The sequence below is a fragment of the Paenibacillus sp. SORGH_AS_0306 genome (assembly GCF_030819345.1).
Classification (GTDB): domain Bacteria; phylum Bacillota; class Bacilli; order Paenibacillales; family Paenibacillaceae; genus Saccharibacillus; species Saccharibacillus kyungheensis.
On record NZ_JAUTBP010000001.1, the window covers coordinates 300,153 to 312,803 of the forward strand.

14 protein-coding genes are annotated in these 12,651 nt (G+C 37.0%); all 14 read left to right on the top strand.

Going from position 1 to position 12,651, the window contains the following annotated elements:
- Nucleotides 1-225 precede the first annotated feature (225 nt).
- Complete coding sequence (gene nrdF / locus QE450_RS01275; RefSeq protein WP_273615058.1) at nt 226-1,194, top strand: class 1b ribonucleoside-diphosphate reductase subunit beta; 969 nt, start codon at nt 226-228, stop codon at nt 1,192-1,194.
- A 418-nt stretch (nt 1,195-1,612) separates the two neighbouring features.
- On the top strand, nt 1,613-1,939 hold the full coding sequence (locus tag QE450_RS01280; RefSeq protein WP_307296131.1) for a thioredoxin family protein: 327 nt from the start codon (nt 1,613-1,615) through the stop codon (nt 1,937-1,939).
- 41 nt (nt 1,940-1,980) lie between these two features.
- Entirely contained in the window at nt 1,981-2,460 is a 480-nt protein-coding gene (locus QE450_RS01285; protein WP_307296133.1) for a hypothetical protein, read from the top strand.
- 163 nt (nt 2,461-2,623) lie between these two features.
- Entirely contained in the window at nt 2,624-3,502 is an 879-nt protein-coding gene (locus QE450_RS01290; RefSeq protein ID WP_307296135.1) for a M15 family metallopeptidase, read from the top strand.
- A 129-nt stretch (nt 3,503-3,631) separates the two neighbouring features.
- Nucleotides 3,632-4,330 carry a response regulator transcription factor gene (locus QE450_RS01295; protein WP_274172974.1) on the top strand — a complete coding sequence of 233 codons (699 nt, stop codon included), beginning with the start codon at nt 3,632-3,634 and terminating at the stop codon, nt 4,328-4,330.
- Nucleotides 4,323-5,435 (top strand): sensor histidine kinase, encoded by a 1,113-nt coding sequence (locus tag QE450_RS01300; protein WP_307296138.1) that lies wholly within the window; start codon nt 4,323-4,325, stop codon nt 5,433-5,435. Before QE450_RS01295 ends, QE450_RS01300 begins: the two co-directional genes overlap by 8 nt.
- Nucleotides 5,436-5,637: 202 nt before the next feature.
- Complete coding sequence (locus QE450_RS01305) at nt 5,638-6,027, top strand: GntR family transcriptional regulator (RefSeq protein ID WP_301261778.1); 390 nt, start codon at nt 5,638-5,640, stop codon at nt 6,025-6,027.
- Nucleotides 6,020-6,925, top strand: a complete 906-nt coding sequence (locus QE450_RS01310; RefSeq protein ID WP_307296143.1) for an ABC transporter ATP-binding protein — start codon at nt 6,020-6,022, stop codon at nt 6,923-6,925. The genes QE450_RS01305 and QE450_RS01310 overlap by 8 nt, the downstream gene beginning before the upstream one ends.
- Complete coding sequence (locus tag QE450_RS01315; protein WP_307296148.1) at nt 6,900-7,364, top strand: hypothetical protein; 465 nt, start codon at nt 6,900-6,902, stop codon at nt 7,362-7,364. Before QE450_RS01310 ends, QE450_RS01315 begins: the two co-directional genes overlap by 26 nt.
- 4 nt (nt 7,365-7,368) lie before the next feature.
- Nucleotides 7,369-8,361, top strand: coding sequence for a hypothetical protein (locus QE450_RS01320; RefSeq protein ID WP_307296150.1), 993 nt, complete (start codon nt 7,369-7,371; stop codon nt 8,359-8,361).
- A gap of 271 nt (nt 8,362-8,632) precedes the next feature.
- Entirely contained in the window at nt 8,633-8,911 is a 279-nt protein-coding gene (locus tag QE450_RS01325) for a hypothetical protein (RefSeq protein ID WP_307296152.1), read from the top strand.
- Between the two features lie 267 nt (nt 8,912-9,178).
- A complete protein-coding gene (locus QE450_RS01330; protein ID WP_273615066.1) occupies nt 9,179-9,901 on the top strand; it encodes a polyphosphate polymerase domain-containing protein in 723 nt (240 codons plus the stop codon).
- A 3-nt stretch (nt 9,902-9,904) separates the two neighbouring features.
- On the top strand, nt 9,905-10,636 hold the full coding sequence (locus tag QE450_RS01335) for a DUF4956 domain-containing protein (RefSeq protein WP_307296157.1): 732 nt from the start codon (nt 9,905-9,907) through the stop codon (nt 10,634-10,636).
- Nucleotides 10,637-10,753: 117 nt separating this feature from the next.
- Nucleotides 10,754-12,499 (top strand): CotH kinase family protein, encoded by a 1,746-nt coding sequence (locus tag QE450_RS01340; RefSeq protein ID WP_307296160.1) that lies wholly within the window; start codon nt 10,754-10,756, stop codon nt 12,497-12,499.
- Nucleotides 12,500-12,651: the final 152 nt, after the last annotated feature.

Genomic DNA, 12,651 nt, shown 5'->3' on the forward strand with positions numbered 1-12,651 from the left:
AGCTATGCAGTATACAAGAAAGCCTTTTTAGGCTTTTTTGTATGCTTTACTTGCTTGGCAACATCAGCACGATCGGATTCAAATGAAATATGATTTTTGCCCGACACCATATCTTTTAGCAAGCGCTTGGGGATATGTAGGCTGTACCGTTTGAGTACATACTTGTGTTCTTTTACCAAAGTGCAATAAGTAGTATCCAATGTTTAAAAGGAGGAATTTTAACTTATGACTGGACCTATCAAAGCTGTAAACTGGAACCGTCCTGATGATGATTTCACAATGATGTTCTGGAATCAAAATATTATGCAATTTTGGACGGATGATGAAATTCCATTGTCTGATGATAAAATGTCATGGATTCAATTGAGTGACATCGAACGTGATACGTATATGAAAGTGCTTGGAGGACTTACTCTACTTGATACAATTCAAGGTGGCGTAGGTATGCCGAAAGTATTGGAACACGTCGAAGGGATGCAACGTAAAGCAGTATTAGGCTTTATGGCGATGATGGAGCAGATTCATGCCAAATCATACAGCAGTATCTTTACAACATTGTCTTCTACAGAAGAGATCGATAAGATTTTCCAATGGGTGGAAGACAATCCACGTCTACAGACCAAAGCAGAAACGATCCGTCAGTACTACTTGAATATTAATTCGCCAAAAGAGCTATTTTTAGCTATGGCGGCTTCTGTATTACTCGAAAGCTATTTGTTCTACAGTGGATTTTTCTATCCGCTTTATCTAGCTGGACAAGGTAAAATGACGTGTAGCGGTGAGATTATTGATCTGATTTTACGTGATGAAAGTATTCACGGTGTGTATGTAGGGGTACTTGCACAAGAAATCTACAATGATCTTGAAGAAGACGAGCAAAAAGACGTTTACGAAATCTTAGAAGGTCTACTGACGTATCTTCATGCGAATGAAGAGAAGTATACAGAAGAGATTTATGATCCAATCGGTCTAACTGAAGATGTAAAAGTGTTCCTTCGTTACAATGCAAACAAAGCGTTTATGAACCTGGGCTTTGATCCTGTATTTGCTGAAGAAGAAGTGAATCCGATTGTATTCAACGGGATCAGCACACATACGAAACAACATGACTTTTTCTCGAAAAAAGGAAATGGATATGTGCGTGCGATGAACGTTGAGCGTTTGACTGATGATGATTTTAAATTTGATTTTTAAAATAGCTTTCTGAGGGAACTCTTGGTGAGAGACCGCTATGGGAAAGCAAGGATTTTAAAAGATTAGATTTGGTGTGGTAGCAGGTTGGGATGGTTTGGGAGATACCTGATCTATAGATAGGGATAATAGAGAGAGAATAGAGATAATTAGAGAGATAAATTTAGAATATATATGAGTTCAAAAGGGTGAAGTAAAGGTTGTTTTTCTGTGTGTTAAGCAGAAAGGCAGCCTTTTTTCGGTTTTAATTGTTTTATGGTATGGTTTTGGCTGTTGATCTTTTGATCTGTTTGTTTGATTATTGGGATATTATGTGTTGGGATGATGTGGGTAAGCGAATTAAGGATATATAAGAGAAGAGAATAGAATAGAAGTGTGGAAAAGTATATGGTGAATAGATATTAGAAAAGAGGAAAAAGGGATGGAACAGCTTTTTTCTAAAAAGCAGGTAGATGATTTTATTCGCCAGCATTCGTTGACATTGCTTATGCTCAAAACGCAGAATTGCAGCGTTTGTGAAGCGGTTCAACCGCAGGTGGAACGTTTGTTAGAAGGGTATGAGCATATTGTGGGTGGGTTTGTGTATATGGAGGATGTACCTGAATTGGCAGGAGAGTATATGATTTTTACTTCACCGGTATTGTTGCTACTGATGGAAGGCAAAGAGGTATATCGGGCAGCGCGGTTTATTTTATTTGAAGAATTGGCGAACCAGATCAATCGGTATCATGAATTTATGCAATCGTAAATCCTATAATCGGGTAATTCTTGTTAAAGGAGATGTTAGATATGGGTATTACAGGCGTTTATTATGAGGAACATAAAAATTTAGAAGATATTTTGGCGGGAAATGTGCAACCACCCACGCTGGATATTGATAAAACATGGAGTCTGATTGTAGATATGTTCCCGGATATTCCTTTGGTTCCGGTAGGGGAGCAATATAAAGTTGATAGTCAGGCGACAGAATACGGTTCTTTTTATTTACCTGCGGACAAGGTAGCCGAAATTGCAACGCAAATTCCTGAATTGAAACAACCTGAGAATCTAACCAAACGGATTGATTTTGAAAAGTGGAAAAACATTCCCGAGATGGACATAGAGCAGTTGGATGAACGGGCAATGATTATGTTAGCTTTTCCGATGCAAAGTGATGAGACTTATGAAGAATTAGTAGATGGTTACTTGCTTCCTCATCTGGAATCGGTATTTGAACTTTTTGAAAAAGCATTTGCTAATCAAAGTGGCTTGGTATTTATGATTATGTAATAACAAATGTCTAATAATCCAATAAACCTATCGCTATTCGGGTAGGTTTATTTTTTATTTGTATAGAATCTACATATTTAAGGAAAACTTTATATTTAGCCTACTTTTATTTTTAACAATCTTCTTTATGATTTTGAGATCACAGATCAAGGAGGATATGATAATGAAAAAATGGATGGTTGTACTTGTCGTTTTGTTAGGTATTGCACTGTTAGTCACTCGCTATTTGCCGGATTCTTTCGATTACAAAATAGGTCGAGGATTTGCACATGACCGGGTCATTGATGATAAAGACGAGGTGGCAGGTAAAAATGAAATATTAGTCGATGTGAGCAAAAGTCAGATTTATCAAGGGGATCTACTATTAATTAATAAAGATTATCCGTTAGTGGATGGGAATGAAGCGCAGGATATTGTTAAGCTTGTTGATTATTCTACTTTTGCAAGCCAGATTGTTTTATTGGATCGATCTTTGTCATTGTCTCAAGATGTAGCAGAGCGATTTCTAACAATGGTGCAAGAAGCTAACTTAGAAGGAGTCAGTCATTTTATGGCAAGTAGTGGATATCGAACGAATCAAGAACAAGATAATTTGTATGATGAGAAAGGATCAGAATACGCTATGCCAGCCGGATATAGCGAACATAATTTGGGACTTGCTCTGGATGTTGGTTCTACACAAAGTGGTATTGAGAAATCAGAGGAAGGCGTCTGGCTGCGCGACAATGCGTGGAAGTATGGATTCATTCTCCGTTATCCGAAAAACAAAGAAAAGATTACAAGTATCAAATACGAACCCTGGCATTTCCGCTATATTGGATTACCTCATAGTGCTATTATGGAAGAACATGATATGGTATTAGAAGAGTATTTTGAAGCGTTAAGAGATGAACCGTTGTCTATAACGATAGAAGGTCAGCATTATAATGTTCGGTATCATCCTATGCTCAATGATAAAAAAATTGCTGTTCCTGCTGATGGTGACTATACGATTTCAGGTAATAATGTAGATGGAGTGATTGTTACCGAAAGGCAACGATAATGACCAGATACAGACCAGATTATGCATGATATGCTTATATGAACCATGATGTATAGGTGCTGGGCTAACGATTCTAATCTAGTATAATCAAATTGTGGTAACCTATTATATTTGTTCGGGAGATGTACAATCACTATGACAACGATACTAATCGCAGATGATGAAGAAGCCATTGCCGATTTATTGGAATTGCATTTACAAAAAGAAGGATATCAATGTATCAAAGTAACCGATGGTGCAGAAGCGGTACGAGTCATTTTAACCCGTTCGATTGATCTGGCTATTCTCGATATTATGATGCCCCGTATGGATGGTTATGAAGCAGCACGAACGATTAGAGAAACCCATCATATTCCGATTATCTTTTTGAGTGCTAAATCTTCTGATCTTGATAAGATTACAGGTTTAGTGACCGGTGCTGATGATTATGTGACCAAACCATTTAATCCGATGGAATTAGTAGCGCGGGTTAATGCACAATTGCGACGTGCGAATCAATTTAATACTGCCGGGGGAGCACATAATACGTCTATTTTGAATACAGGGGTATTGGTCATTAATCCAGAACAACGAACTGTATCTGTCTATGATCAGCCTGTAGAATTAACACCTAAAGAATTTGATATTTTGTATTTACTTGTGAGTCATCCCAAAAAAGTATTCAGTTCAGAACATATTTTTGAGTCTGTTTGGAAAGAAAGTTATTACGAAGGAAGTAATACAGTGATGGTACATATCCGTACATTGCGTAAAAAACTGGAAGAAGACAAGCTCAAAACCAAATTGATTAAAACCGTCTGGGGCGTGGGGTATACGTATAATGGCTAAGCAGGTTCGAAGTTTTCGTTTTAATATGATGATGTTGTTTGGACTTAGTATGTTATTGTCAGGCATAGTCACCTATATTTTATATCGTTTATTGCAATGGTTTTATTCTACGACTAAATTTGAAGATGTATGGACAAAATATCGTTATTTTATTCGCGAGATCGGAGATCTAAATTTCTTTTTAATCTTTTTTATTCCACTGTCCTTTTTCTTTTTCTTTTTGCTAACCAAAAGATATGCATTGTATTTTAAAGAGATTACAAGCGGAATCCACCAACTGGCGAATGCTGATTTCGATATTGATCTCCAGATACAGTCTAAAGACGAATTTGAAGAGATTGCTCGTGATATCAATCTAGCCAGCCACAAATTGCAAGAAGCGATGATCCGGGGCGATTTTGCTGAAAATTCCAAAGAACAATTAGTGCTTAATCTAGCACATGATCTACGTACACCGCTTACGTCGGTACTTGGTTATTTGGATTTTATTTTAAAAGGAAAAGACGAACTGACTGAAGAACAAATGATACATTATGCTGGTGTTGCTTATAATAAATCTCAGCGGTTGGAAAAATTGATCGAAGAATTATTTGATATTGCTCGTATGAATTATGGTACAGTTTCTCTTAAAAAGTCATGGTTAGATGTAAATGAACTTCTCCATCAATTGACCGAAGAATTGTACCCTGCGCTGGAAAAACAGCATTTAATTAGCCGTATTACAACCACGCCATCAATGACCATTTATGCAGATGGAGAACAACTGGCTCGTGCTATCGAAAATTTGCTAACCAATGCTATTCGTTATGGGGAAGATGGGAATTATATAGATGTGAATAGTTATCCAGAAGCCGAAGAGATAGTCATTCAGATTATCAATTACGGTAGTCGTATTTTGCCAGAAGAATTACCTCATATTTTTGAAATGTTATATACCGGAGACAAAGCACGAACTCAGAAAGATGGAGGTTCGGGCATCGGTTTGTTTATTGCCAAAAATATTGTAGAGCATCATAAAGGAACCATTACCGTTCAAAGCGATCTCATTCGTACCTGTTTTGAAATTCGTCTGCCCGATCATGCTCAGAATATAGATGTATCATAAGAAAAATGTTCTACAGTGGTTAGACGCTTATCGCTTGTGATATCGCTATATCGCAATTCAAAAGAAGTCATGATTCCTTTGATTAACCGAAGGAGTAATGACTTCTTTTTATTTGGGCAGTATCAGCTCTAAAAAATAATTGACAATCTGTATTAACTGTACTAATAATAGTAGTACAGTTAATACAGAGAGGAGGCTCTTTATGTTCGAATTGGATGTACGTAGTCGGAAGCCAATCTATGAGCAGTTGATGGATAAAATCAAAGAGATGATTATGTATGGCATATTGAAGCCTGAAGAACAATTACCTTCAGTGCGTTCACTTTCCACTCAATTAACGGTTAATCCAAATACGATTCAGAAAGCGTATCGGGAATTAGAGCGAGAAGGCTATATTTATTCTCAGCCAGGTAAAGGAAGCTTTGTTTCACCACAGCAACAACAACCGACCCAGGAACAGCAAGAAGATATGCGCGAGCGATTATTAAAATTGTTTGCAGAAGCAATCTATCTCGGATTTACCAGAGAAGACTTAATCAAATTGTATGAACAAGCGATGCAAGAACATGAAAGGGGGCATCATCATGATTGAAGTTAAAGGACTCACCAAATACTTTGATGGTGAAAAAGCAGTAGATGATTTGTCGTTACACGTACATAAAGGTTCGATTTTTGGATTATTGGGTTCCAATGGAGCAGGTAAAACCACATTGCTCAAAACGATCGCAGGCATTTACCGTGCAGATCAAGGACAGATTACTTTAGAAGGACAAGCTGTATATGAGCAACCAGAGATCAAAAATCGAATAATTTTTTTAGCCGATCAGCCTTACTTTTTCGCGCAAACCTCTATTAAGCAAATGGCTTCTTTTTATCGGTCTATTTATCCTCAGTGGAGTCAAGAACGTTTTCAGCAGTTAGCTCCAGCATTCGCAAGTATTGATATGAAGCGTAAATTACACCGTTTATCTAAAGGAATGCAGCGCCAAGCCTCTATGTGGTTAGCTTTGAGTTGTAGACCAGATGTATTGATCTTGGATGAACCGATAGATGGACTAGATCCTGTAATGAGACGACAAGTCAAAAATTTGCTGTTTCAAGAAAGTGCTGAACGCGAAATGACCGTCATTATTTCGTCGCATAATCTGCGTGAAATCGAAGACCTGTGTGATCATGTAGGCATTATGCACAAAGGCAAATTGTTAGTGGAAAAAGAACTGGACGATCTCAAAGCCGATACGCACAAAATACAAGTCGCTTTCCGGGATGAGCGTCATGAACATGCCATCTCCAGTCTACTGGATGTGGTGTATAAGGAAGAACGAGGTAGCGTAGGTATTTATATTATCAAAGGCGAAATCGAGCGTATCAAAGAAGTATTCAACGTCTACACGCCATACGTATTTGATATTTTGCCGATGACACTAGAAGAAATCTTTATTTACGAAATGGGGGACGCCGGTTATGATGTTCAACCGATTCTTCTTTAATCGAGGGTTATGGAATCATACCTTAAAGCAAAGTGCTTGGCTTGGAATATTGTATTTGTTAGTTCTTTTGTTATCTATACTCATCTCTTTAAATATGCTGAATGATTCGTATAAGAATCAACGTTTTCATTTTGTTGTTAGTTACTTTGCTGAAGTAGGCGCTGGTTGGCCCAATATGGCAATGCTTATTATATCCATCCTTATGGGTCTATTGCTAACAAGATATATGCAAAATAAAGCTTCAGTTGATTTTTTTCATAGCCTTCCTTTAAAGAGAGTTCATTTATTAACAACTCATTTTGCAGTAGGAGTTATAGCATTAACGATTCCACTATGGATCATAGCTATAATAGCAGCAATATTAAGCAGACAGTTTGAGTATGTTGATTTTACAGCCATGCAAGTTTTAGAATGGACGATAGCTAACAAATGTGCTTAGCCTTTTGTTATTTAGCCTTACTGTATTTGTAGGCATTTGTATCGGACAAACGATATTACAGGGTATAGTTGTTGCTATTTTATTAACACTTACTGTAGCTATTCCTAAAGTGTGGAATAAACATTTAGATATTTATTTATTTGGATATTCGTCTCGGAATCAACAGAACTTGAATGAAGATTGGTCTCCACTTTTCAATATTATGAATGCATCTGCCAAAATAATTACAACATTAGAAACATGTTTATATCTTTTGATAGCTATTATATTGATCGTATTAAGTTATCTGTTTTATAAAATACGTGCTACTGAAAAGACAACTCATGCTGTCACATTCACATATTTTAATCCTTTATTTAGAGTGGGAGTTATGTTTTGTGGTGCCTTATTTGCAGGTGCTTTATCTGTATCGTTTCTGAATGATTGGACACCTATTGCTTATATTGTAGGAGCTATTGTAGCTTACACTATAGCAGAAATGATCATACGTAAAAGCTGGAATATATACCATATGAGATTTGCTAAAGGAATGTTAGGTCATGGTGTTGTAGTCGCTTTGCTTTTGTATATTCCGGTTTCGAATTATGTACATTATGAAGCTGAGATACCAAGTGCAGAAGAGATTGCTGGAGTCTACGAAGGTGGTAATCTTTCTTATTATTTATTTGAAAATGAAGGATATGTAACGTTTCCAAGAGTCATACGTCCAGGAGTCCTTTCTTCAGATCCTAATTATATTCAGCTTGTTCGTAATCTCCATATGCAAATTGAACAAATACGTCCTAAAGTTGATAAACTGCAACAATTTACATCAGATTATAAGTCAGTAGATATTGGATATAAGCTAAAAGATGGAAGCTTAATCGTACGCTCTTACCAAGTACCTTCTAATGCTCCTGAATATCAATATTATCTAGCAAAAATACAACAATCACCATCATATAAGATTGCAGTTTACAATCTTCCATCTTTAGATCATGTAAGTAAAACCGATTGAAATTGTAAACCGAGATCGAGAAGAGCATAAAATTCAAGTTTCAAATAAAAAAGATATTAAAGAATTAATTCAATTAATAAAAAAAGAAAAAGTAGCAATTGATAATCCAGATGCAAGTTTACCTTATAGTAGTCTTTATTTTTCTATTGAATCTGATCTAATCAGTTATAAAATTTCTCAATACTATGATTGGAATGCTTCTTACAAACCTTTAGCAATTTGGCTTAAAAAGAAAGGATACTGGGATCAGATTATTACGAAACCAGAAGACTTGAATGCTATAATTGTTGTTAGAGATCATCGGACAAAAACTGAGAAAGATACAACAAGTGAGCAGAGTTTATTTACAGACTCGTATAAGACAGATAAAGAATTTGTTGCAAAAGATAAAAAAATGATGGGAATATTACTTGATGCTAGTGAAAATATTTTTGACTATAATAATGCTTCTTACTATTTAAAACTAAAATTTAAAGATGGTACGATAACTTATCGTCATCTAGTTCAATCACAAGTCACATCTGAACTAAGTAAAGTATTACCTGAATAATTTATTTATCTAAAGCGTCGATATAATCAGATTCAACAGAAATGTTGTTTCCGATTATGTCGATGCTTTTTTATTATCAAAGTATTAGGACACAACTATTCAATTACTATTTTTTACTTGTCGCGCTAATTAATTTATCTCTTTTTAAACATCTGTTCATATAAAGTTCAAAATCCCTCGATATAATCAACAATGTAAACGTGATGTTAACGGAGTGTAAAATATGGATCTCATGGATAGCAGATCAAGAAGAAAGGGGATGAATACATGTATTATCCAAATTTGGATTTGAAATACCGGCATGAACTCAAGCATTACGTGAATTACCATCAGTATTTTACGATTCGACAACGGCTACGTCCACTGATGACACAAGATGCGAATTCCAATGAAGCTGGAGAATATCTGATTCGAAGTCTGTATTTTGATGATATCAATAATACGGCATTGCATGAGAAATTAGGCGGTGTGCGAGATCGTGTGAAGTACCGGATTCGTATTTACAATGGCGAAGATAAGATTATTCATTTTGAAAAGAAAATTAAAATGAACGATTATATTGCCAAAGTCAAAGAATCGATTACACGTGACATGTATGATGAGATTCTAAAAGGCAATTATGAGGTGCTCAACTTACCTCATAAACCTTTACTGTATGAGATTTATCATGCGGCTAACAATGTTTTATTGCGCCCACAGGTGATTGTAGATTATGTACGGGAAGCTTATACCTCTAAGCTAGGCAATGTCCGTATTACGTTTGATAAATATATGAAAACAGGTCTGAACAATCACGATATATTTGACCCGAATCTAGCAATGGTCGATGCGATTGATCATAAATTTTTTGTGCTTGAAGTGAAATTTGATGAATATTTGCCGGATTATATCAAAACAGCATTACAACTCGAAGGATTAGTTCGTCAATCCAATTCAAAATACGTCATCTGCCGTAAACTCGGTAAAGAAAATTCCTGGGAGGATCAATAACATATGGCAACAACGACACCAATCGCAGCCGCGGCAAATGCAACAACAACTGACGCAACAACCAATTTTTCAGATATCGTCAAAAATTCTGTACTGGAAAGCTTCACTTCTGATATCAGTATCACTCATATTTTGCTCACGATGGGGATCGCTTTTTTGGTTGGACTATTTATCTACTTCCTATACAAACGTGTATTTAGTGGAGTGTTATATTCCAAAAGCTTCAATATCTCACTGATCGGCATGACGCTAGTGACTTCTATGGTGATTATTGCGATTAACTCGAACTTGATTCTATCTCTAGGTATGGTTGGTGCACTTAGTATTGTTCGTTTTAGAACACCGATCAAAGATCCAACCGATTTGATTTTCTTATTCTGGGCAGCCGCGGCAGGGATTGTTACCGGAGCAGGTTTTTATAGTTTGGCGATTATCGGTTCTGTGATTGTAGGGTTGGTGATGTTTTTATTTATCAAAGGATCTTCTTTCGAAACGCCTTATCTATTGGTCGTAAACGCTCAAGGAGACGATGCAGAGAAACAAGTCAACAGCAAGCTGAACTCACTGGTAAAACGCCATACAGTTAGACAAAAAACAATCACAGCAGACAATATTGAATTGACGCTAGAAGTACGTATCAAAAACAATGAGCCTACATTTGTAAATGAAATTTCTAATATTGCAGGTGTGAAAAATGCTGTGTTGATTAGCTACAACGGTGATTACGTTTCATAATAGAAGCGAATAGACATGGCTGAAATTGATCGAAATGAAAGCTCATAGAAATCCTTTGCACAAGTCAATATACCGATTTATGCAAAGGTTTTTTATTTTAAAATTGGTGGTGATAAAGTGAAGTGGATATTAAAAGTGGTTCTGGCAGGTACACTATGTCTTGTGGCTATTATACCGTGGGCATCAACGCAAGAAGCTCATGCAGGCACAGTGACAGAACAAAGTGAACAAGATACGAATGTATTTGTAGAAGATAAAGTGGTCGATGTCAAAATAACGCTTCTTGATTCGGATTTTCAAGATATGTTAGATCATGCGTCTGATGAAGAATACCACTCGGCAACAGTGGATTATAACGGCAAAACAATCACAAATGTAGGTATCCGTACAAAAGGTAATCTTTCCTTACGCAGTGTTGTCCAGATGGATGATTCGGATCGGTATAGCTTTAAGCTGAGTTTTGATGAATACATTTCCGGACAGAATTTATATGGCTTAGACAAAATTAATCTGAACAACAACTATAGTGATGCTTCTTATATGCGTGAATTTTTAGCGTATGAAATGTCTGAAATGTTAGGGCTCCCTACACCTAAGCACTCCTTTGTGCGTATCTATGTTAATGGTACATATAAAGGATTATATCTGGCTGTAGAGCAAGTAGACGACCAATTTATAGAGACTCATTATGAAGATACAACAGGCACATTATACAAAGGTCTGATGACTGGCAGTGGCAGTGATCTACAATGGATTGATGATGATGCAGACTCGTATACAGGTCTTGATGTGAAGTCAGAAAGTCAGGACAAAGACGCGTTAATTAATATGCTGGATAAGCTGAATCATGATAGTAAAACGCCATATACGGATTATCTTGATGTAGATAGTATCCTTGAATATCTGACGTTAAATGTGGTGACCAACAATACAGATAGTTACATTGGTGGCAATAAGCAGAACTATTATCTGTACGAACATGGTGGCGTATTTTCTATGATTCCATGGGATTATAACATGGCATTCGGCGGAATGGGTGGTATGGGAGGAGGCATGGGCGGCGGTGGCTTCGGCGGTCGTGGTGGTGAAAATGCTAATACTAAGTCAGATACCAACACGACAAAAGCAACAACAGAGCCAACAACCAACCAGCCTCAATCCAATACAGCCAACACTAACGCAACAGATACCAAGCCTACTGCCCAAACGACTGATACAACTGGAAATGCGAATACAGCAAATAAAGCAAGCTCTACTTCTTTGATGATTGATGAACCCACATCAGGAGCTTTAGCAGAGCGTCCATTGGTTGCCAAATTATTAGCAGTCGATGAATACAAGCAAAAATATCATACGATGATCCAGAATGTACTCACTCATTTTTTAGCGAATGATATTTTTACAGCAAAAGTGAATGCATTAAATGATATGATAGCCGCCGATGTGAAAAGCGATCCTACTTCTTTCTATACGTATGAAGAATATCAAGCAGGTGTTAAATCACTCATCGCTTGGAATCAGACCAATACCGCAAATATACAAGGACAACTAGATGGGACGATTGCTTCATCAGGTGATGGTTCTGGAAATGGCGGTATGGGCGGTGGAATGGGAATGGGTGGCGGACAACGTGGTCAACGACCTGAAGGAGCTCCAACAGGTGGTGATAATGATAGAAATGGCGGAATGATGGCTCCACCTGATGGCGGTGGTGGAATGGGCGGAGGCCCGGGTGGAGGATTTGGAGAACCGATAACACCTACTATTGATACAGCCGCACAGGCGAAATATACAGCAATAAGTATAGGCATTCTGGTGTTAGCGATAGGCATTGTACTATGGTTCCGTCGCCGACGAGTCTAAACCGCATATTATATGTCACCAATGAAATATAAGTGTAAAAAGGATAAAGTCTTATGACTCTATCCTTTTTTTGTTATTTGACATAAACATATCGAAATCACGTCAACAGCAGGTCTGATTATTGCACAAACACCACTGTATATTGAATATCT